At 75.0% G+C, this 20455-nt stretch carries 18 protein-coding genes; 8 read left to right on the top strand and 10 right to left on the bottom strand.

All coding sequences use genetic code 11. The annotated features are described in order from the left end of the window. Positions 1–34: 34 nt before the first annotated feature. A complete protein-coding gene (locus Q6350_RS11600; protein ID WP_304604368.1) occupies positions 35–1642 on the top strand; it encodes an NAD(P)/FAD-dependent oxidoreductase in 1608 nt (535 codons plus the stop codon). A gap of 7 nt (positions 1643–1649) precedes the next feature. Here Q6350_RS11600 and Q6350_RS11595 read toward each other — a convergent pair whose 3' ends face one another. The 3 genes from Q6350_RS11595 to Q6350_RS11585 are packed head-to-tail and all read right to left on the bottom strand — an operon-like array spanning position 1650 to position 3534. After that, entirely contained in the window at positions 1650–2618 is a 969-nt protein-coding gene (locus Q6350_RS11595) for a M56 family metallopeptidase (protein WP_304606928.1), read from the bottom strand. Next, positions 2615–2998: a BlaI/MecI/CopY family transcriptional regulator gene (locus tag Q6350_RS11590; RefSeq protein ID WP_171247202.1), complete on the bottom strand. Its 384-nt coding sequence runs from the start codon at positions 2996–2998 to the stop codon at positions 2615–2617. The genes Q6350_RS11595 and Q6350_RS11590 overlap by 4 nt, the downstream gene beginning before the upstream one ends. After that, the gene (locus Q6350_RS11585; RefSeq protein ID WP_369810813.1) at positions 2995–3534 is read right to left on the bottom strand and encodes a hypothetical protein; all 540 of its coding nucleotides are present in this window, start codon (positions 3532–3534) and stop codon (positions 2995–2997) included. The genes Q6350_RS11590 and Q6350_RS11585 overlap by 4 nt, the downstream gene beginning before the upstream one ends. 78 nt (positions 3535–3612) lie before the next feature. Between Q6350_RS11585 and Q6350_RS11580 the strand changes: the two genes are divergently transcribed. The 3 genes from Q6350_RS11580 to Q6350_RS11570 are packed head-to-tail and all read left to right on the top strand — an operon-like array spanning position 3613 to position 6425. After that, positions 3613–4371, top strand: a complete 759-nt coding sequence (locus Q6350_RS11580) for a thioredoxin domain-containing protein (RefSeq protein WP_304604366.1) — start codon at positions 3613–3615, stop codon at positions 4369–4371. A gap of 3 nt (positions 4372–4374) precedes the next feature. Next, on the top strand, positions 4375–5238 hold the full coding sequence (locus Q6350_RS11575; RefSeq protein WP_304606929.1) for a cytochrome c biogenesis CcdA family protein: 864 nt from the start codon (positions 4375–4377) through the stop codon (positions 5236–5238). Next, on the top strand, positions 5235–6425 hold the full coding sequence (locus Q6350_RS11570) for a hypothetical protein (protein WP_305066233.1): 1191 nt from the start codon (positions 5235–5237) through the stop codon (positions 6423–6425). The genes Q6350_RS11575 and Q6350_RS11570 overlap by 4 nt, the downstream gene beginning before the upstream one ends. A gap of 22 nt (positions 6426–6447) precedes the next feature. Here Q6350_RS11570 and Q6350_RS11565 read toward each other — a convergent pair whose 3' ends face one another. The 6 genes from Q6350_RS11565 to Q6350_RS11540 form a co-directional block, all read right to left on the bottom strand. Beyond that, positions 6448–7248 (bottom strand): hypothetical protein, encoded by an 801-nt coding sequence (locus Q6350_RS11565; protein ID WP_305066232.1) that lies wholly within the window; start codon positions 7246–7248, stop codon positions 6448–6450. Further along, positions 7245–8177, bottom strand: a complete 933-nt coding sequence (locus Q6350_RS11560; RefSeq protein ID WP_304604362.1) for an ABC transporter ATP-binding protein — start codon at positions 8175–8177, stop codon at positions 7245–7247. The genes Q6350_RS11565 and Q6350_RS11560 overlap by 4 nt, the downstream gene beginning before the upstream one ends. A 79-nt stretch (positions 8178–8256) precedes the next feature. Next, the gene (gene cydC / locus Q6350_RS11555) at positions 8257–9999 is read right to left on the bottom strand and encodes a thiol reductant ABC exporter subunit CydC (protein WP_305066231.1); all 1743 of its coding nucleotides are present in this window, start codon (positions 9997–9999) and stop codon (positions 8257–8259) included. Next, positions 9992–11731 (bottom strand): thiol reductant ABC exporter subunit CydD, encoded by a 1740-nt coding sequence (cydD, locus tag Q6350_RS11550; protein WP_305066230.1) that lies wholly within the window; start codon positions 11729–11731, stop codon positions 9992–9994. Before cydD ends, cydC begins: the two co-directional genes overlap by 8 nt. 1 nt (position 11732) lies before the next feature. Beyond that, positions 11733–12782, bottom strand: a complete 1050-nt coding sequence (gene cydB / locus Q6350_RS11545) for a cytochrome d ubiquinol oxidase subunit II (protein WP_304604359.1) — start codon at positions 12780–12782, stop codon at positions 11733–11735. A gap of 32 nt (positions 12783–12814) precedes the next feature. After that, positions 12815–14314 carry a cytochrome ubiquinol oxidase subunit I gene (locus Q6350_RS11540; protein ID WP_171247194.1) on the bottom strand — a complete coding sequence of 500 codons (1500 nt, stop codon included), beginning with the start codon at positions 14312–14314 and terminating at the stop codon, positions 12815–12817. Positions 14315–14786: 472 nt separating this feature from the next. Between Q6350_RS11540 and Q6350_RS11535 the strand changes: the two genes are divergently transcribed. Continuing rightward, positions 14787–18224, top strand: coding sequence for an Rne/Rng family ribonuclease (locus Q6350_RS11535; RefSeq protein WP_305066228.1), 3438 nt, complete (start codon positions 14787–14789; stop codon positions 18222–18224). A gap of 34 nt (positions 18225–18258) precedes the next feature. Then, entirely contained in the window at positions 18259–18882 is a 624-nt protein-coding gene (locus Q6350_RS11530) for a thymidine kinase (RefSeq protein ID WP_304604357.1), read from the top strand. On the opposite strand, the gene Q6350_RS11525 is transcribed toward Q6350_RS11530, so the two are convergent. Continuing rightward, positions 18852–19457, bottom strand: coding sequence for a protein-L-isoaspartate O-methyltransferase (locus Q6350_RS11525; protein ID WP_171247190.1), 606 nt, complete (start codon positions 19455–19457; stop codon positions 18852–18854). The two genes, Q6350_RS11530 and Q6350_RS11525, sit on opposite strands and share 31 nt — an antisense overlap. Before the next feature lie 255 nt (positions 19458–19712). On the opposite strand from Q6350_RS11525, the gene rplU reads away from it, so the two are divergent. After that, positions 19713–20021 carry a 50S ribosomal protein L21 gene (gene rplU / locus Q6350_RS11520; RefSeq protein ID WP_171247281.1) on the top strand — a complete coding sequence of 103 codons (309 nt, stop codon included), beginning with the start codon at positions 19713–19715 and terminating at the stop codon, positions 20019–20021. 66 nt (positions 20022–20087) lie between these two features. Continuing rightward, positions 20088–20345 carry a 50S ribosomal protein L27 gene (gene rpmA, locus Q6350_RS11515; RefSeq protein WP_305066227.1) on the top strand — a complete coding sequence of 86 codons (258 nt, stop codon included), beginning with the start codon at positions 20088–20090 and terminating at the stop codon, positions 20343–20345. Positions 20346–20455 lie beyond the last annotated feature (110 nt).

Genomic DNA, 20455 nt, shown 5'->3' with positions numbered 1-20455 from the left:
CGGTGACGTTACCCGCCGTGCCACGATGACCCGCATGGAACCTGCGCCTCCGCCCCGCACCGCCGCCCGCTACGACGTCGTGGTCGTCGGGGGAGGGCACAACGGCCTGACGGCCGCCGCCTACCTCGCCCGGGCCGGCCGGTCGGTGCTGCTGCTCGAACGGCTCGACCACGTCGGCGGGGCGTCCGTCTCGGCCCCGGTGTTCGACGGCGTGGACGCGCGGCTGTCGCGGTACTCCTACCTGGTCTCGCTCATGCCGCGCCAGGTCGTCGACGAGCTCGGGCTGTCGCTGCGTCTGGCCCGGCGCCGCTACTCCTCCTACACGCCCGTGGGCGACCGCGGCCTGCTGGTGGACACCGGGTCCGACGACGCCACCCGGGCCTCGTTCGAGGCGATCGGGGCGGGGCGCGACCACACCCGCTGGCAGGAGCTGTCCGCCGACCTGGAGCGGCTGGCGGGTCGAGTCTTCCCCACGGTCACCGAGCCGCTGCTGTCCGCGGCCGAGGCACGCGCCCGGGTGGGCGACGACGCCCTGTGGCGGGCCGTCGTCGAACAGCCGCTCGGCCGGACGCTGCGCGAGCGGTTCGACGCCGACGTCGTGCGCGGCGTGGCGGCCACGGACGGTCTCATCGGGACCTTCGCCGACCTGGACGAGGCCTCGCTGATCCAGAACCGCTGCTTCCTCTACCACGTGATCGGCGGCGGCACGGGGGACTGGGACGTGCCCGTCGGCGGGATGGGGGCGGTCTCCGGTGCGCTGCGCGACGCGGCGCTCGCCGCCGGGGCGACGATCGTCACCGGTGCCGACGTGACGGCGGTCGACCCCGGGCCGACCGGCGGGGACGCCGAGGTCGCGTGGACCGCGGACGGCGGGCGGACCCGCGGGGTGCGGGCCGGGGCGGTCGTCAGCGGGGCGGCCCCCAGCGTGCTGGACGCGCTGCTCGACGCCGCCGGCGCGACGCCGTCGGGCCGGGCCACTGCCGCGGCGCCCGAGGGTGCCCAGCTCAAGGTCAACATGCTGCTGCGTCGGCTGCCGCGGCTGCGCGAGGACGTCGACCCGGTCGCCGCGTTCAGCGGGACCTTCCACGTGCACGAGTCCTTCGACGAGCTGCAGACCGCCCACGCCCAGGCCGCGGCCGGCCGGATCCCCGAGACGCCGCCGTGCGAGATCTACTGCCACTCCCTGACGGACGACACGATCCTGGGTCCCGACCTGCGGGCCGCCGGGGCGCAGACGCTGACGCTGTTCGGGCTGCACATGCCCGCCCGGCTGTTCCGGGAGGACCACGACACCGCCCGCGAGGCGGCGCTCGCGGCCACCCTGCGTTCCCTGGACTCCGTGCTGGCCGAGCCGATCGAGGACGTGCTGTGGCGGGGCCCGGACGGCGAGCCCTGCCTCGAGGCGCGCACGCCGGTGGACCTGGAGCGCAGCGTCGGGCTGCCCGGCGGGCACATCTTCCACCGTGACCTGTCGTGGCCGTGGGCGGACGAGGACACCGACCCCGAGGGACTCGACGCCCCGGGGACCTGGGGCGTGGAGACGCTGCACCCCCAGGTCCTGCTCGCCGGGGCCGGTGCGCGCCGCGGCGGGGGAGTGAGCGGCATCCCGGGCCGGGCGGCCGCCATGGCGCTGCTCGACTGAGGCGTGACTAGGCGCACCCCGAGAGCAGGGCGCCCGCGTACGGCACGTGGACGGCCAGGGCCACGGCGGCGAGCACCCCGAGGTGCGCCCCGACGGCGACGGCCGGCCAGGTGCCGGCGGACGCCGTCCCGGGAGCGACGAGGTGCCGGATCCGGTCCGGTCCGCCGGCGTGCAGGGCACCGACGGCGACCGGGGCACGGTCAGGGGCGTCGCCGAGCGTGAGCAGCGCCCCGGCGAGCGCGGTCGTGCCGACGCGGTGCCGGGCGACGTCGTCGGCGGCGATCTCCAGGTAGGTGGGCACGGCGTCCGCGACGGCGGCCACCACGGGGATCCAGCGCAGGTGGGTCGCCAGGGCCTCGACGACCGCCGCCACGAGGTGGTGGCGCTGGCGCAGGTGGGCGTCCTCGTGGGCGAGGACGGCGGCGAGCCCTGTGTCGTCGAGGGCCTCGAGGGCACCGGTCGTCACCACGACGCCGCCGTGCCGGGCCGGCAGGGCGAACGCGGCCGCCGCGTCGTCGGGCACGACCAGCACCCGGTGCCCGCCGACGACCCGCGGCGCACCGGTGGACCGCAGGACGGCGGCCGTCCGGGCGGTCTCGCGTCGGCGCCGCAGCAGGTCGCGCCCGAGCACGGTGGCCAGCACCCCGGCGACGACGGCGGGCACCGCCAGCAGCAGCACCACGGGCACGGCGGTGTCGAGCGGGGTGCCGGCGAACGGGTCGGCCGCGGCCAGGCACCGCCGGCACACGTCACCCGCCGCCCCGGGCAGCACGGCGGGACCGGAGAGGGTCCAGGCGAGCATCGGACCGACGGCGAGCACGGCGGCCAGCCAGAGCAGGACGCCGCCGGTGAGCACGACGGCCGCGGTCAGCGGTGCCCGGACCAGGGCCGGCGCGGCACGGCGGACGAGCCACGGACCGCTCAGCGCCGCGAGGACGATGCCCAGGCCGGCGAGGGCGGCGACGGCGGTCGTCATGCGGACCCCGTCGCGTCCTGCCCCGCGAGGTAGTCGCGCAGCAGGGCGCGGTCGCTCTCGGGCATGGCCTCGACGAAGTGCAGGATCGAGGCCGCGCGGTCGCCGCTGCTCGCCAGTGCGTGCTCCATGATCTCGGCGGCGTGCTCGGACCGGCTGGAGGCCGGCAGGTAGCGGGCGCTGCGGCCCTCGCGCACGTGCTCCACGAAGCCCTTGCGCTCGAGGTTGCCGAGCACCGTGGCGATGGTCGTGTAGGCGGGGCGGCCGCCGAGCCGGTCGATGACGTGCCGGACGGTGCAGCCGCCGCAGTCCCACAGGACGTCCATGACCTGGGCCTCGAGGGTGCCCAGGCGGGCCGGTTCGTCGTGCTCGCGCGCCGTCATCGAGCAGCCCCCTCGGGCGTGGGTGCCGGCGCCGCCGGGGGTGCCGGGCAGGCCACCTGGCCGCGCAGCCGCCACACGAGCGCGACGGCGGTGAGCGCGAGAGCGGCCAGGCCGAGGAACGGCTGGACCGGGGCGAACCAGGTGATCGCACCGCTGTAGCCGAGGGCCAGCAGGGCGAGCTTGTTGCACACGGGGCAGCCGACGGCGAACCAGGCCAGCACGCCGCCGGCCATGCCGAGCCGGCTGGACCGGGCCTCGTCCGGGTCCGGCGCCGCCGAGCGGACGTAGGTGGCCACGAGCATCCCGGACAGCGCCGAGGTGAGGATCCACACGGGGTAGTTCCACCACACCGGGGGGATCTCCCGGGAGAAGACGGGGTTGGGGATCAGCACGGTCGCCCACCCGATGAGCAGGCCGACGGCGAGCGCCGCCCCGACGGCGACGACGCGCTGACGTGGCGTCCAGGTGCGCAGGCCGAGCAGCGCGAGGCCGGCGGTGTCGCGCCAGGAGGCGCGGGTCGGTGTCACGGGAGTCACGGTGCCATGATGACCCATCGTCGACTATGGTGCATAGTCGACTACGCAAGATAGTAAGCCGACCTCCCGGAGGAACCCGTGGCCGACCCCCGTACCCCGACCGCGTCCCGGCCGTGGGTCCTGCCCGCCGTCGTCGTCACCGTGCTGACCCTGGTGCTGGCGGCGGCCGTGCTCTGGTCGTCCGGCGACGACGCACCGGCCGGCCCGGCAGCGGCCCCCGGTGCGGCGACCGCCCCCGGGCAGGGTGACGCCCCGACCGACGTGCAGGGGCCCGCCGAGCTCGACCCCGCCGCCGTCGAGCGTCGCGACCCCGAGGACCCGCTCGCCGCGGGCCCGGTCGACGCCCCCGTCGTGCTCGTCGTCTTCTCCGACTACCAGTGCCCGTTCTGCGCGCAGTGGAGCCACGAGACGCTGCCGGAGATGATGCAGCACGCCGAGGACGGCGACCTGCGCATCGAGTACCGGGACGTCAACGTCTTCGGCGAGGCCTCCGAGCGTGCGGCGCGTGCCGCCTACGCCGCCGGGCTCCAGGACGAGTTCTGGGCCTACCACGACGCCCTCTACCCCGAGGGGGAGAAGCGGTCCGAGGCCGAGCTGTCCGAGCAGGCGCTGACCGACCTGGCCGCCGAGCTGGGCCTGGACGTCGAGCGGTTCACCGCCGACATGGCCTCGTCCGAGACGGCCGGGGCCGTCGCCGCCAACGAGAAGCTCGGCCTCGACCTCGGCGCCTACTCCACACCCGCCTTCCTGCTCGGCGGCCGGCCACTCGTGGGGGCGCAGCCGACGCAGGTCTTCCGTGACGCCTACGACGCGGCGCTCGCCGCGAGCGCGGACTGAGCGATGGAGGTCGGCCTCCTCACCGCGTTCCTCGGTGGTGCGCTCGCGCTCCTCAGCCCCTGCGGTGCGCTGCTGCTGCCCGCGTTCTTCGCCTCCACCGTCGGCGCCGGCCCCCGTCTGTGGGCGCACGGCGGGGTGTTCCTCACCGGACTGCTCGTCGTGCTGGTCCCGCTCGGTGTCGGCGCGGGCGCGCTCGGCACCCTGTTCGTCACCCGCCGCGACCTGGTCGTCGCCGTCGCCGCCGTGCTGCTCGTCGTGCTCGGCGTCGTGCAGCTCCTCGGCCTCGGCGTCGACCTCGCCCGCGTGGTGCCCGGGGTCCGGGCCGTGCAGCGGTCGTCGGCCACCCGCACCGGGTGGGCCAAGACGTTCCTGCTCGGCGCGGCCGGAGGCGTCGCCGGGTTCTGCGCCGGCCCGATCCTCGGTGCCGTGCTGACCCTCGCCGCCGCCCAGGGCGACGTCGTCGGCGCCGGGCTGCTGCTGGCCGTCTACGGCGTCGGCATGGTCCTGCCGCTGCTCGTCCTGGCCACGCTCTGGGGGCGGCTGGACGACCGCCGTCGTGCGGCGCTGCGGGGGCGGACGGTCACCGTGCTGGGGCGTGAGCTGCACACCACCTCGATCGTCACCGGCCTGCTGCTCGTCGCGGCCGGCGTCCTGTTCTGGGCCACCAACGGCCTGGTCGGGATGCCGGAGCTGGTGCCCGTGAGCACCCAGGCGTGGCTGCAGGGCCAGGGCGCCCTGCTGGCGAACCCCGTCCTCGACGTCGGGCTGCTGCTGGCCGTCGCCGCCGTCGTGGTCGTCGTCTGGACCCGCCACCGGGCGCGCCGCGAGCGTGCCGCCGCCGCCGAGACCGAGGAGGCCTCCCGATGACGCGGACCCGCCGGACCGGCCCGCCGGCCCTCGTGCTGACGGGCGCCCTGCTGCTGGCCGGGTGCGCGGACCAGCCCGGACCGCCCCCGGTCGAGATCGACCGCACGCCGACCAGCGCCGTCGAGGCGCCGGCCGAGATCGACCCGGACGGCCTGCGCCTGCCGCTGCAGGTCGACACCGTGCGGATCGTCGACCCCGGGTGGGACGCCGTCCCGCAGTCGGCCGACGGCATCACCCTGGGCGTCGGCGAACGGGACGGACTGCTGCGGTTCACCGCCGTGGCCGCCGACGGCGAGGCGTTGTGGAGCGCGGACCGGCCCGTCAGCCGTACCGGCTACGCCGTGACCACCACCCCCGGCGGCCGGGCGCTCGCGGTGCTGACTGACAGTCCCGCAGCCGACGAGAGCGAGGCCGGGGTCGCGACCAGCGCCACGGCCTACGACCTGAGCACCGGCGAGCAGGTCTGGGGACCCGTCGACGTCCCCGGACCGCTGGTCGGCCCCGGGCTGGTGTTCAGCGCGGAGCCGACGGAGCCGATGGGCAGCGGCGACGCACGCGTGGTGCTCGACGCCGGCACGGGGCAGGTGCTCGGGCAGGACGACGGTGCCACGGTGCTGGGGGAGTACCGGGGCACCGTCGTGACCCGGCAGGGTGACGACCTCGTCGCCACCGACACGGCCGGTGCCGAGAGCTGGCGCCTGGACGCGGCCGCGCAGGGCTGGGACCCGGAGGCGCTCGTGGCGGCCACCGAGCCGGCACCCGGTCCCGGCGTCGTGCGGGTGCGCACCGACGACGCGTCCGAGGCACTGGTCGACCTCGCCGACGGGACCGTCCTGGCCGACGGGTTCACCGACGTCGGCGTCGACCCCACGACGGGCACCGTGATCACCGTGGACGTCGACGAGGTGCGGGGCCTGGACGCCGAGGGGGCCGAGCTGTGGACGTCCTCCTCCGGGCAGGAGACGGCCGTCGAGGGAGTCAGCGGGGCGCTCGTGTACCTGCGGGTGGGGGACTCCCTGCGCGCGCACAACGTCGTCACCGGGAACGTCGCCGAGGCCTACGACCCCGAGGGCACCGGGGACCTGGTGGTCCCCGTCCTCGTCACCGAGGACGGCAGCATCGCCCTGTCCGACTACGAGCACCACTACCTGGCCACCACCGACACGACGCCGCCCCCGGCGCCGTAGCCGGGGGCGGTCGCGCCGCGGCTCAGCGGATCTCGACCCGGTGCAGCCGGCGCAGGCCCAGGACCAGGGGCAGGGCGATCCACAGCAGCGCCCCGGTGCCGACCTGCGCCCACTGCTCCCCGGTGATCCCGGGCAGGGTCAGGAAGCTCAGGGACCAGCTCAGGTCGACCCAGGCGCCGTGCTCGGCCCACCAGCCGGAGACCCCCGCCACCACGGAGGAGACCATCGGCACGACGAAGAGGAACCCCAGGCAGGCCACCATCGCCGGCGCGGTGCTCCGGAGCGCCACGGCGGTCGTGAACCCGAACGCGACGGCTGCCGCGTAGGCCAGCACGGAGCGCAGGGTCAGGGTCGTCGACAGGTCCCAGACGGCGTCGAGCCCGCGGGCCTGGGCGGCCACCACCGTGGCGACGGCGCTGAGCAGGACCACCGACGCGGCCGCGGTGAGCGTGACCAGCAGCAGGGCGACGGCCTTCGCGGCCATCACCCGTCCCCGGCGGGGGAGCAGCGCGAAGGTCGTCAGGGCCGAGCGCTGGCTCCACTCCCCGGCCACGGACAGCACGGCGACCAGCGGCAGCAGCAGCTCCAGCGGCATGAGGCTGGTCGCCGTGTACGCGCCGAACGTCACCTCGGTGTCCGGGCCCCAGACCGCCAGGGCGACGGCCGTGAGCAGCGTGAGCAGCGGGACGGCGGCGAGCAGCCACCGGCTCGCCCGGGTGTCGACGAGCTTGCGCAGCTCGACGTCCACGAGCCGGGTCAGGGGGACCGGTCGGCGTGCCGCCGGTGCGAGGGGCGGGACGGCGTCCGGGGCGAGGGTGGTCATGCGAGGGCTCCGCTCGGGATCGGGACGGCACCGACGGACGGGCGGTCACGCCGGTCGTCGGCGGTCAGGTCGAGGAACATCTCCTCCAGCGCGGTGCCGTCGGCGCACCGCAGCTCGGTGACGGGCAGGCCGGCGGCGAAGGCCACCAGCCCGGCGTCCACGGTCCCGGCGTCGGTGACGACGGCGCCGTCGGCACCGGCCGTGGCACGGTAGCCCGCCGACGTCAGGGCCGCCGACAGCGCGGCCGCGTCGTGCGCCCGGACCAGGGTCCCCGCCCCGTCCAGCAGCTCGGCCGTCGAGCCGGCGGCCACCACGCGGCCGTGGCCGATGACGACGATGTCGTCGGCGATCGCCTCGATCTCTGCCAGCAGGTGGCTGGAGAGCAGCACGGTGCCGCCGTCGTCGGCGAACGACCGCAGCAGGTCGCGCATCCAGCGGATGCCGGCGGGGTCCAGCCCGTTCGCCGGCTCGTCGAGGATCAGCACGCGCGGGTCGCCGAGCAGCGCCGTGGCGATGCCCAGGCGCTGACGCATGCCGAGGGAGTAGTCGCGCACGCGCCGCCGCGACTCGGTGCGGGTCAGGCCGACGAGATCGAGCATCGCGTCGACCTGAGCCTCGGGCAGGCCCATCGTGCGCTGGGCGAGCACGAGGGTCTCGCGCCCGGTGCGTCCGCCGTGCTGGGCCGAGGCGTCCAGCAGCACCCCGACGTCCAGGCCGGGGTTGGGCAGGTCCGCGTACCGGCGGCCGAGCACCGTCGCCGTCCCCGAGGTCGGGGTGGCCAGTCCGGTGAGGATCCGCAGGGTGGTGGACTTCCCGGCGCCGTTCGGGCCGAGGAAGCCGGTGACGCGTCCGGGGGACGCGGTGAAGGTGAGGTCGTCGACGGCCGTGAGGTCCCCGTACCGTCGGGTGAGGGATGCGATCCTGATCATGTCTCGGACGCTACGGAGCTGCGGGTCCCGGCACATCGGGGACCACCCCGGTTCCAGCCCTGAGAACCGTCCACCCCGCTCAGGGCCGGGGCGTGGCACCCTCCCGGTCGGTCGCCCAGCGGTAGTCCGGCACCTCGTGCAGCAGCGCGTCGTGCGTGCCGCGCGCGACGACACGGGCCGGATCGCCCGGGGCCTCGCCCGGGCCGAGCAGCAGCACCTCGTCGGCGGCCGCCAGCGGGGTCAGCCGGTGGGAGGCGACGACGACGGCGCGCCCTGTCGTGCGGGCGAGCCCGGCCAGCATCTCCACCAGAGCGTCCGCGGTGGCGGCGTCGAGGTGCTCGACGGGCTCGTCCACGAGCAGCACCCGGTGCGGCGCCAGCAGCGCCCGGGCCACCAGCAGCCGGCGGCGCTCCCCGCCGGACACGTCCGTGCCGCCCGAGCCGAGCGGGGTGTCGAGCCCGGCGGGCAGACCCTCCAGCCAGGTGGAGAGCCCGACGGCCGCCAGCGCCTCGCGGGCGTCCGCCTCGGTGACGTCGGCGCGGGCGACCCGCAGGTTCTCCAGCACGGTGGTGCCGAACACGTGGCCGTCCTCCGCGACGAACAGACCCTCGCCGCGGACCCGGCCGGCGACGGGGGCGAGCAACCCCGCCGCGGTGAGCAGCAGCGTCGTCTTGCCGACCCCCGACGGACCGGCCAGGGCCACGACCCCACCGGGCCGCAGCGTGAGGTCGACGTCCCGCACGACGGTGCGGCCACCCTCGGGCCACCCCGCGGAGACCTCCTCCAGGTCGAGCCCGGTCGCGTCATCGGCAGCGACGGGGCGCGGTCCGCCCGGTACGCCCTCGGACGCCGGCAGCAGGTCGACCAGCCGCCGCGCGGCCTCGCGCGACCGGCGCAGCTGCACCGCGGCGGCGGGCAGTGCGGTCGTCACCTCGAACACGGCCAGCGGGGTGAGCACGACCACCGCCAGCTCGGTCGCCGCGAGGTCGCCGGTCAGCGCGGCCGGGATCCCGAGCAGCAGGCAGCCGAGCACGGCCAGGGTCTGGGCTCCCGCCTCGATCGCGGCCGAGAGTCCCGCGACGCGGGCGCCGTCGTCGGTCGCGTCCGCGAGGCGCCGGTCGGCGGCCCGCAGCCCGTCGGCACGCTCGTCGAGCCGCCCGGCCACGCGGAGCTGCTGGCCGTCCTCGAGCAGCTCGAGGGTGCGGGCCGCGACCTCGCCGCGGGCCGCGGCACCCCGCTGCTCGACGGACCGCGAGGCCCGCGAGGCCAACCACGGGGCGAGGACACCCGTGAGCAGCAGGCAGGCGAGCAGCACCGCGCCGGCAGCGGGCAGGAAGATCCCGACCAGCAGCACCGACCCCAACCCCGTCACGACCGCGACGGCTGCGGGGATCAGCGCGCGCACGACGACGTCACCGACGTCGTCGACGTCGCTGCCGACCCGGGCGAGCAGGTCGCCGCGGTGCAGCGCCACGACGTCGGCCCCGCCGCGGGCGAGCCGGTCGTAGAGGTTGGCGCGCAGCGCGGCCATGCCCCGCAGCGCCACGCCGTGCGAGGCGAGCCGCTCCAGGTAGCGGAAGAACGCCCGGCCGGTGCCGAACGCCCGCACGCCGACGGTCGCGACCGACAGGGTGAGCACCGGCGGCATCTGCGAGGCGCGGGCGATGAGCCAGGCCGCGGCCGCGGCCAGCCCGATCGCGCACACGAGCGTGGCGGTGCCGAGCCCGACGGCCCGGGCGACCCGGCCCCAGCGGATCTCGAGCAGGGGGGCGAGGCGCAGCAGCGGGTCGCGGGTGACGCGGTGGCGCAGGCCGTCAGGCACGGGCGGCCTCCTTCGCCTCGACGTCGACGACCTGGTCGGCCAGCTCCAGCAGCGACGTGCGGTGGGCGACCACGATCACCGTGCGGCCCGCCGCGCGCCAGGCGCGGACGGTGTCGAGCACGACCTGCTCGCCGCGGGCGTCCAGGTGCGCCGTCGGCTCGTCGAGGACCACCACGGGTCGGTCGGCGGCCCCGACCAGGGCGCGGGCCAGGGCGACGCGCTGGCGCTGACCGACGCTGAGCCCGGCCCCGCCGAGCCCGACGGCGGTGCCCCAGCCGTGGGGCAGGTCGTCGAGCACGGTGTCCAGCCCGGTCGTGCGCGCGGCCTCCGCGAGGGCGGCGGCGTCGACGTCGTGACCGTCGGTGACGACCTCGCGCACCGTGCCGGGACCGATCGCCGGGCGCTGCGGGACCCAGACCACCTGGTCCCACCAGCCGCGACCGGCCCGGTCGACCACGTCGGTCCGGCCGCCTGCGGCCGGCTCGAGCACGACGCGGCCGCGGTCGGGGCGCAGCAGACCGAGCAGCAGCAGCACGAGCGTGGACTTCCCGGCCCCGCTCGGACCACGGAGCGCGACGACGCGGCCGCCGCCGGCGAGGCCCGTGCCGAGGGCCAGCCGTGCCGACAGGTGCGCGGGGGCGTCCACGTCCCGGCCGGGTGCGCGCACACTGACGTCGTCGAGCACGAGCGTCGCGCCCTCGACCGCCGGTGCGGTCTCCGGCTCGCGGTCGGCACCGGGGCGCGACCCGTCGTCCGCCGGCAGGTCCAGGACGGCGAACGCCCGGTGCGTGGCGGCGAGCCCGTCGGTGGAGGCGTGGAACTCGGAGCCGACGCGGCGCAGCGGCAGGAAGATCTCGGGCGCGAGCACCAGCACGGCGATGGCCGGGACGAGCTCCATGCCCCCGTGCACGAGCCGCAGGCCCACGCCGACGGCGATGATCGCCACGCACAGGGTGGTCAGCAGCTCCAGCACCGCCCCGGACAGGAACGCCACCCGCAGCGTGCCCATCGTGGCGCGCCGGGAGGACTCGCCCAGGGACCGGACCCGGGCGGCCGGGCCGACCTCGCGGCCGAACGCCCGCAGGGTCGGCAGCCCGGCGATCAGGTCGAGCACCTGGGACCCGAGTCGCTCGACCGTGGCCAGCCGCCGTTCCGAGGTCCCGGCGGTCATGGTGCCGACGAGCCACATGAAGAACGGCACGAGCGGCAGCGTCACCACCGCGATGAGCGCGGAGACCCAGTCCAGACCGAGCACCACGAGCACCGTGGCGGGGGTGACGAGCGCCGTCAGCAGCAGCTGCGGCAGGAACCGCACCAGGTAGGGCTGCAGGTCGTCCAGCCCGCGGGTGGCCAGGGTGGCGACGTCGGACGGCGTCGCCCCGGCGGGCGGGCGTGGCCCCAGGGCGACGGCGTGGTCGACGACCTGCTCGCGCAGGTCCGCGACGACGGCCGTGGCGGCCCGCCGGCCGAACCGCTCCTGCGCCCAGGCGACCAGGGCGCGTCCCGCGGCGGCGGCGGCCAGGACGGCGAGCCACCGGGCCGTCCCGCTCTGGTCCACCACGCCGTCGCCGCCCGGGCTCGTGGCGATCACGACGGGCCCGAGCACGAACGCGATCGCGAAGGCCTGCACCACCACCAGGGCGGCCGAGGCCACGCCCAGTGCGGTGGTGAGCAGGACGTACGAGCGTGCGGCCCGGGCCTGCCGCAGCAGCCGGGGGTCGAGCGGTCTCACCTCAGAACGCCGCGTCCTTGATCTTCTGCCAGCTCAGACCCGCGGGGGCGGGGATGTCCTTCGTCGAGAGCCGGCGGCGGAAGACCCAGTAGGTCCACGACTGGTAGGCGATGACGACCGGCGTGAGGAACACGGCGACCCACGTCATCACGGTCAGCGTGTAGTCCGTCGAGGAGGCCTCCGCGATCGTCAGGGAGTTGCCGCCGTCGACCGCGGGGATGACCTCGGGGTACATCGACCCGAAGATGAGCACGACGGCTGCCACGAGCGTCACGGCCGACAGCGTGAACGCCGTGCCCTCCCTGCGGGCCCGGGTCGCGGCCACGACACCGAGCAGGGCGAGCGCCGCCACCACGACGGCCCCCCAGGTCCAGGTCACCGAGTAGGCGACCTGCGCCCAGATCGCCCAGCCGCCGGCGACGACCAGCGCGACCACGGCCAGGCCGGACGCGAGCCGCTGGGCGCGGTCGCGGATCTCGCCGTCGGTCTTCAGGGCGATGAACACGGCGCCGTGGAGCAGGAACAGCGTGAGCGTCGTCAGGCCGCCGACCAGGGCGAAGGGGTTGAGCAGGGCCCAGAAGCCGCCGACGTACTGGTGGTCGGCGTCGAGCAGCAGACCGCGCACGAGGTTGCCGAAGGCGACACCCCACAGCACCGCGGGGATCCAGGAGCCGAGCTGGATCGCCTGGTCGCACCGGCGGGCCCAGACCGGGTCGGCGATCTTGCCGCGGTACTCGAAGGCCACGCCGCGGGCGACCAGGCCGACCAGGATGATGAGCAGCGGGATGTAGAAGCCGGAGAACATCGTGGCGTACCACTCGGGGAAGGCGGCGAAGGTCGCGCCGCCGGCGGTGAGCAGCCACACCTCGTTGCCGTCCCAGACGGGTCCGATGGTGTTGACGAGCACGCGCCGTTCCTTCTCCCGGTGCTCCTTGTCGCCCCGGGGCAGGATCGACAGCAGCATGCCCACGCCGAAGTCGAATCCCTCGAGCACGAGGTAGCCGGTCCACAGCACGGCGATGATGACGAACCAGAGGATCGCGAGGTCCACGTCAGGTCTCCAGTCTCTTCAGGTTCGGGCGCTCAGTACGCGAAGGACAGCGGGCGGTCGGCGTCGTCGGGGTCCTGCGCCTCCGGCGACTCGTCCCGGACGGCGTCGGGCACGCCCTCGATCGCGTACCGGTGCATGAGCCGGTACCAGACGACGGCCAGGACGGCGTAGATGAGCGTGAGCACGATCATCGAGGTCAGGATGACGCCCGGCGGCACGGCGGTGGACACCCCGCGCTCGGTGAGCAGCCGGACCTGGTCGATGCCGGTGGGGTTGGGGGCCACCACCCACGGCTGACGGCCGACCTCGGTGAAGATCCAGCCGAACGAGTTCGCGACGAAGGGCATGGGGATGGCCAGGATCCCCAGCCGGCTGAGCCAGACGTTGTCGCTGATCCGGCCCTTGCGGGTCAGCCACAGCGCCGCGAGGGCGAGGGCCACGGAGAACGCGGCGAACCCCATCATCAGGCGGAACGACCAGTAGGTGACCGCCAGCGGCGGGGTGTAGGTGACCTCCTGGCCGTCGGCCGTGGTCTCGCCGTAGCGCTCGGCGTACTCCTCCTGGACGTCGTAGACCCCCGGCAGGTAGGAGTCCGGGCCGGAGAACTCCCCGGTGCCCAGGTAGCTGGTGACGCCGGGGATCGAGATGAGGTGGGCCACGTCCTCGCAGCCCGCGTAGAGCGGACCGACGGCGAGGATCGAGAACTCCGCGGACTCGGTGCCCTCGCAGAGGGCCTCGGCCGAGGACATCTTGCCGGGCTGCTGCTCGTACATCAGCTTGCCCTGGACGTCGCCGGACCAGATCACGCCGAGGCCGGCGACGATCATCACCCACACGCCCAGCCGCACGGCGGGGCGGTAGACGTCCCGGGCGGTCTCCAGGTTCTCGGCCTTCTTGGTGCGGGCCAGGCGGACCATCCACCAGGCGGCGACGCCCGTGACGAAGGTGCCCGCCGTGAGGAAGGCGGCGGTGATCGTGTGCGGGAAGGCCGCGAGCAGCGTGTTGTTGGTCAGCACGGCCCAGATGGACTCCATCTCGGCGCGGCCGGTCGCCTCGTTGTAGACGACGCCGACGGGGTGCTGCATCCAGGAGTTCGCCGCCAGGATGAAGAACGCCGAGAGGTTGGTGGCCAGGGCGAAGAGCCAGATCGAGGCCAGGTGGACCTTCTTGGACACGCGGTCCCAGCCGAAGATCCACACGCCGAGGAAGACGGACTCGACGAAGAACGCGGCCAGGGCCTCCATGGCCAGCGGCGCCCCGAAGACGTCGCCGACGAACCGGGAGTACTCGCTCCAGGCCATCCCGAACTGGAACTCCTGCCAGATGCCCGTCACGACACCGAGGGCGAAGTTGATGAGGAGCAGCTTGCCGAAGAACTTCGTCAGCCGGAGCCAGCGCTCCTTCTTCGTGACGACCCACGCCGTCTGCATCGCGGCCACGAGGGGCGCCAGACCGATCGTGAGAGGCACGAAGATGAAGTGGTACACGGTGGTGATGGCGAACTGCCACCGTGCCAGGTCGAGAGCGTCCACGTGGACTCCTTCGATGCGGGCCAGGGGGAGAGGCCGCCCCTCGTGCGGGGCTGTTTCGACGGTAGGACCGGCGTCCCAGGTCCGCACGGGGAGAGGCGGCATCTCGCAACTTGTGAAGACTTTCACGACTGTCCCGTGAAGGGTCCCCGCAAGTCAAGCCGTCAGGGCGCGACGTGACGGTCGCCACGCCGGTGGACGGACCGGGGCGAGAGGGCGCGCCCAAGGGTGCGATACTGGATCGAGACCTCCGGGGCCCACATCCCCCGGGGATCGACGAGCTCGCCGCTCCCGCGTCCGCACGCGGTGCCGCGACCGGGGTGAAGGGCCCGGCCGCCTGGCGTCCGCGAAGTCGTGGGGCTGCAGCCGACCGAGACTTCCGTCCGGACGGCGCGCTTAGCAGCGCCGCCGTCGCCGACGACCGCCGGGGCGGCCGGCAGGTGTGGGCCGGCCGCCGCAGAGCAGGAGCACCCCCGTGACATCCGACACCCCCGACCAGCCCGTGGCCTCCGCCGAGGAGACGCCCCGTCGCAGCACGCGGCGCCGGGTGACCCGCGCGACGTCGGCACCGACCACGAGCGCTCCCGCGCCCATCGTCGTGCCGGCCACGACCGCGGCCTCGACGCCCGCGGCGTTCGAGCCGACGACCACCGCGGCGCCGCAGCCCGCGTCGTCCACGACGGCTGCGCCCTCGTCCACCCCGGCCCGCCGGTCCCGGCGCGCAAGCCGCCGAGCCGGCGGCCCGGCCCCGGTGGAGGCCGCGCCCACGCCCGAGGCCGCGCCGGCCCCCGAGGAGCAGGCCGCGACGGACGAGCCGGCGGCCGCCGACGACGCGACGCCCCCCGCGGAGCCGATCACGCTGCCCACGAAGGCGGAGGAGGCGCCGGCGAGCGCCACCCCGTCGTTGTCCCTCGACGACATCGTGCTTCCCGGCCGGGACGCCGCGTCCGGTGAGAAGGCGACGTCCGAGGCCCCCGCACCGGGCGAGGCCCGGGACGAGTCCGCCGGGGCCGAGAAGCCTGCGGCGACGAAGAAGTCCGGTGCCAAGAAGTCCGGTGCGACGAAGGCCGGTGCGAAGAAGGCCGCCGCCACGGAGGACGAGAAGAAGCCGTCGGGCAGGAAGGCGGCGCCGAAGAAGACCGCGGCCGCGACGTCGAAGACGGCCGCGCCGGAGTCCGCGACGTCCGAGAAGTCCCCGAGCGCGGAGCGCCCGGCCGGGCCGACCACCACCGGGACGGCCGGAGGCTCGGCCACGCCCCGCCTGGCCACCACGGCGCTGCTGTTCCAGGCGCCGGAGCTGTCGGGTCAGCGGGCCGCGCGCCGCGCCCAGGCTCCGGCGGGCCCGCCGCGCCCCAGCGAGGAGGAGACCCCGGCGACCTCGGCACGGCAGCAGCGCAGGAGCGCGGCCGCGGACGAGTCCGCTGCGTCCGAGAAGCCCGCCACGGCCGAGAAGTCCTCGACGAAGAAGGCCGGGAAGTCCTCCACGTCGCGGCGCGCCGAGGACGCCACCGCGAAGGACGCCACGGAGACCACGGAGACTGCAGCGCAGGACGCGGCGTCCGCGACCTCGGCCGCGCAGCCCGTCGAGGCGCCGACCTCCGCCCCGCTCGAGCTGAGCGACGTGGACGAGGCGGCCGTCGACGAGCTCGAGCTGATCGAGACCGAGATCGTCGACGAGGGGGTCGAGCTGGTCGGGTTCGGCCCCGCGGACTTCCTCGACGACGGCGACGAGTCGGACATCCGCCCCCGGCGTCGGCGCCGGCGCGGGGGCCGCGGTCGCCGCGGCGGCCGCAAGGGCGACCGTCGTCCCGAGGACGACACCGAGGGCGACGGCTCCGAGTCGTCCGCCGCCGAGGACGAGCAGGACGGCGACGCGGACCAGGACGGCGCGCGCCGTGACGAGCAGGGCGCGGAGACGTCCGGCGAATCGGCCACCGAGGCCGAGCGGTCCGAGGGCACCGACGAGTCCGAGCAGACGTCCGGCAGCAGCCGGCGCCGCCGCCGGCGCCGCCGGGGACGGGGTGGCGAGCGTGAGGCCGGCCGCTCGGGCAAGGCCGAGGACGAGGTCACCGCGCTCAAGGGATCGACGCGGCTGGAGGCGAAGCGTCAGCGTCGCCGCGAGGGACGCGACGCGGGTCGCCGCCGCCAGGTCATCACCGAGGCGGAGTTCCTGGCGAGGCGCGAGTCCGTGGAGCGGTCGATGATCGTGCGCGAGCACGACGGCCGCACGCAGATCGCGGTGCTGGAGGACGGCGTGCTCGTGGAGCACTACGTCTCCCAGCAGGCGCAGGCCTCCATGGTCGGCAACGTCTACCTCGGCCGCGTGCAGAACGTGCTGCCGTCGATGGAGGCGGCCTTCGTCGACGTCGGCAAGGGACGCAACGCCGTGCTGTACGCCGGTGAGGTCAACTGGGACGCCGCCGGGATCGAGGGGCAGCCGCGGCGCATCGAGGAGGCGCTGAAGTCCGGCGACTCGGTGCTGGTGCAGGTGACCAAGGACCCGATCGGGCACAAGGGTGCGCGCCTGACCTCGCAGGTCACGCTGGCCGGCCGGTACCTGGTCTTCGTCCCCGGTGGCGGCATGACGGGTATCAGCCGCAAGCTGCCGGACACCGAGCGCAACCGCCTCAAGAAGATCCTGCGCGACGTCGTCCCGGACGGTGCGGGCGTCATCGTGCGCACGGCCGCCGAGGGCGCGTCGGAGGAGGAGCTGCGCGCGGACGTCGAGCGGCTGCAGTCGCAGTGGCGGGCCATCACTGCCAAGGCGGAGAAGTCCTCGACGAACGCGCCCGCCCTGCTGCAGGGCGAGGCGGACATGGCCATCCGCGTGGTCCGCGACATCTTCAACGACGACTTCGCCTCCCTGGTGGTCCAGGGCGAGGACGCGTGGACGGAGATCTCCTCCTACGTCGCCGAGCTGGCGCCCGACCTGCGCGAGCGGGTCACGCGGTGGACCGGGTCCGGGGACGTGTTCGCCCAGCACCGCGTCGACGAGCAGCTCGCCAAGGGCATGGACCGCAAGGTCTGGCTGCCCTCCGGCGGTTCGCTGGTGATCGACCGCACCGAGGCCATGACGGTCATCGACGTCAACACGGGCAAGTTCACCGGCAGCGGCGGCACGCTCGAGGAGACGGTGACGCGCAACAACCTCGAGGCGGCCGAGGAGATCGTGCGACAGCTCCGGCTGCGCGACATCGGCGGCATCATCGTCATCGACTTCGTGGACATGGTCCTCGAGTCCAACCGCGACCTGGTCCTGCGCCGGCTCGTGGAGTGCCTGGGCCGGGACCGCACCAAGCACCAGGTCGCCGAGGTGACCTCGCTCGGACTGGTCCAGATGACGCGCAAGCGCGTCGGCCAGGGTCTCGTCGAGGCCTTCAGCTCGACGTGCGAGCACTGCAAGGGCCGCGGCTTCATCGTCCACGAGCACCCGGTCGAGAAGAGCGCGGCGTCCTCGGGCGACGGCGACGGCGGCGGGGCCAAGCGTTCGCGCCGCAAGCGCTCGGGTGCCAAGAAGGAGGAGGCGCCGGCGCACGCCGACGTGCCGAAGCTTCCCGACGACGAGTCCGAGAAGCGCCAGGCCGTCAAGGCCACCCTGGCGACGATCGCTGCGGCGGCTGCGCACGCCCACGAGCACGAGGACGAGGAGGGGCACGAGGCCGCGCCGACGAGTGGCGGCACGACCGTCACGGACGACGTGGCCGGAGCGCCCGCCGTCGAGCAGGGTGCCGGGACCCCGGCCGAGACCGCCCCGGACCCCGACGCCGCAGGTGACCCGTCGCCCGCCACGGGTGCCGAGGAGACCTCGGAGGACAACCCGGCCGGTGGCGACGCGCCGCCCAAAGGAGCCGGAGCCGCAGAGGCTCCTGAGCAGGCTGCGACGCCGGCTGCGTCGCTGACCGACACCCCCTGAGCGACCGTACGGCCGGGGTGCTTGACTGGACGTCATGGACGACCGTCGAGCCCCCGGCCGTCTCGAGGTCATCGGTGGGCCCATGTTCGCGGGCAAGACCACCGAGCTCGTGCGCCGGGTCGACCGGGCACGCATCGCCGGCCGCGAGGTGCTGGTGGTCTCGCACGCCCTGGACGAGCGGCACGGTCCGGGGCGGATCGCCTCGCACACGGGGCTGGCGGTGGCGTCCCGGGCGGTGTCGCGGGCGTCGGAGATCCCCGGGCACCTGGGGCCCGGGACGGTCCTGGTCGCCGTCGACGAGGCGCAGTTCCTCGGCCTCGAGCTCGTGGACGTCGTCACGGACCTCGCCGACCGCGGGGTCGACGTCGTCGTGGCCGGTCTGACCGTGACGTTCGACGGCCGCCCCTTCGAGCCGCTGCCGTCCCTCATGGCCCTGGCGGAGTCCGTCACGCGGCTGACGGCGGTGTGCACGGTGTGCGGGCGGGACGCCGCCTACCACGTCCGGCTCCACGGGGCGCCGGGTCACGAGGCAGCGTCCGACGCCCTGACGACCGTGGCCGGGTACGTCGGGGGAGCGGAGAGCTACCAGGCGCGCTGCCGGGCCCACCGCAGCGTGCGCGGGTCCGCTCAGTCCTCCACGAGCGGGACGAAGCTGTAGGTGCCCTCCTGCGTCGTGCGGACGGTGCCGTCGGCGTCGCGGTCGAGGACGATCATCAGGTGGCCCACCGGGATGACCATCCGTCCGCGGGGTGCGACCTGGTCGACCAGCTCCTGCGGCAGGGACCGGGCCGACGCCGAGACCAGGACGCGGGACCACCCGCCGGGCCGGGGCGAGCCGAGGACGCCGGGCGCCGCCGGCACCAGCCGGGCCCACGGCATCCCCGCGCGCGCGACGTTCGCCGCGCCCCACGCCGCGATGTCGGCGATCCGCTCCACGCCCAGCACCTCGCCCTCCGGGCCGACGAGGTGGGCGAGCAGCGCCGTCGTCCACCCCGACCCGGCGCCGACGTCGAGCACGGCGGCGCCGCGCGGGACCCGCAGCATCCGCAGCATCGCCGCCACGGTCGACGGCTGGGAGCACGTCTGCCCGTGGCCGATGGGCAGGGGCTGGTCGAAGGCGGCCGACGCCCGCTGCGCCCGCGGCAGGAAGCCGCGCCGGTCCACCGCGCGCATCGCGGCGGCCACGGCGTCGTGCCCGTCCACGGGGACGGCGTCGTCGCGGACGGGGCTCATGCGACCATGGTCCGACGGCCGTGCCCCGCTCGCAGACCTGCCCGTGACGTGGCCCACCTCACGGTCCGGCCCGTCGGGCCAGGTTGATCCGCCGAGGGCCGGTCGCGTAAGGTGTTGCGTCGGCGCGTTGTGAGCGCGCCTGTCCCGTGTGCCCTCGGCGCACCGCACTCCACCGCCGCGGCGGTGCGAGTTCCAGACCAAGCCGGTGACCGACGTCGGGTGAGCACGCCAAGACCAGGAGAGATGAGCATCAACATGGTGTACGCGATCGTCAAGGCCGGTGGCCGGCAGGAGAAGGTGTCCGTCGGGGACATCGTCGTCACGGACCGGGTCCAGGGCTCGGCCGGTGACACCGTCGAGCTGACCGCGATCCTGCTCGTGGACGGCGACACCGTGACCACCGACGCCGAGAAGCTGGCGAAGGTCAAGGTCACCGCCGAGGTCGTGAAGGACGCCAAGGGTCCGAAGATCACGATCCACAAGTACAAGAACAAGACCGGCTACCGGAAGCGCCAGGGTCACCGCCAGCAGCTGACCCGCCTGAAGGTCACCGGTATCAAGTGATGTCCGGCGGGCCCCGGCCCGCACGGTTCCCCACACTCTTCGTACTGACGAGAAAGCAGGATTGAGATGGCACACAAGAAGGGCGCGAGCTCCTCGCGCAACGGTCGTGACTCGAACGCCAAGTCCCTCGGCGTGAAGCGCTACGCGGGCCAGGTCGTCAACGCCGGCGAGATCATCGTCCGCCAGCGCGGCACCCACTTCCACCCCGGCGAGAACGTCGGCCGTGGCGGCGACGACACGCTGTTCGCCCTGTCGGCCGGCGAGGTCGCCTTCGGCACCCGTCGCGGCCGCAAGGTCGTCGACATCGTCTCGGCCCAGGTCTGAGCCGACCCGGCACCGCAGCCACGCTGCACCGTCCGTCACGAGGGGCGCACCACCGAGCGGGGTGCGCCCCTCGTGCGCGTCCGGCCACCCGTCCGTCGTGGTGGCGCACG

This window comes from Isoptericola sp. b515 (genome assembly GCF_030588125.1).
Taxonomy (GTDB): Bacteria; Actinomycetota; Actinomycetes; order Actinomycetales; family Cellulomonadaceae; genus Isoptericola; species Isoptericola sediminis.
The sequence above is the reverse complement of the archived record's forward strand: the minus strand, read 5'-3'. Positions and strand labels throughout refer to the sequence as shown.

What these genes read in the sequence shown, in the direction of transcription:
- Q6350_RS11600 (WP_304604368.1), top strand. Translation starts at nt 35, where the DNA reads ATGGAACCTGCGCCTCCGCCCCGCACCGCCGCCCGCTACGACGTCGTG.
- Q6350_RS11595 (WP_304606928.1), bottom strand. Translation starts at nt 2,618, where the DNA reads ATGACGACCGCCGTCGCCGCCCTCGCCGGCCTGGGCATCGTCCTCGCG.
- Q6350_RS11590 (WP_171247202.1), bottom strand. Translation starts at nt 2,998, where the DNA reads ATGACGGCGCGCGAGCACGACGAACCGGCCCGCCTGGGCACCCTCGAG.
- Q6350_RS11575 (WP_304606929.1), top strand. Translation starts at nt 4,375, where the DNA reads ATGGAGGTCGGCCTCCTCACCGCGTTCCTCGGTGGTGCGCTCGCGCTC.
- Q6350_RS11570 (WP_305066233.1), top strand. Translation starts at nt 5,235, where the DNA reads ATGACGCGGACCCGCCGGACCGGCCCGCCGGCCCTCGTGCTGACGGGC.
- Q6350_RS11565 (WP_305066232.1), bottom strand. Translation starts at nt 7,248, where the DNA reads ATGACCACCCTCGCCCCGGACGCCGTCCCGCCCCTCGCACCGGCGGCA.
- Q6350_RS11560 (WP_304604362.1), bottom strand. Translation starts at nt 8,177, where the DNA reads ATGATCAGGATCGCATCCCTCACCCGACGGTACGGGGACCTCACGGCC.
- Q6350_RS11530 (WP_304604357.1), top strand. Translation starts at nt 18,259, where the DNA reads ATGGACGACCGTCGAGCCCCCGGCCGTCTCGAGGTCATCGGTGGGCCC.
- Q6350_RS11525 (WP_171247190.1), bottom strand. Translation starts at nt 19,457, where the DNA reads ATGAGCCCCGTCCGCGACGACGCCGTCCCCGTGGACGGGCACGACGCC.
- rplU (WP_171247281.1), top strand. Translation starts at nt 19,713, where the DNA reads ATGGTGTACGCGATCGTCAAGGCCGGTGGCCGGCAGGAGAAGGTGTCC.
- rpmA (WP_305066227.1), top strand. Translation starts at nt 20,088, where the DNA reads ATGGCACACAAGAAGGGCGCGAGCTCCTCGCGCAACGGTCGTGACTCG.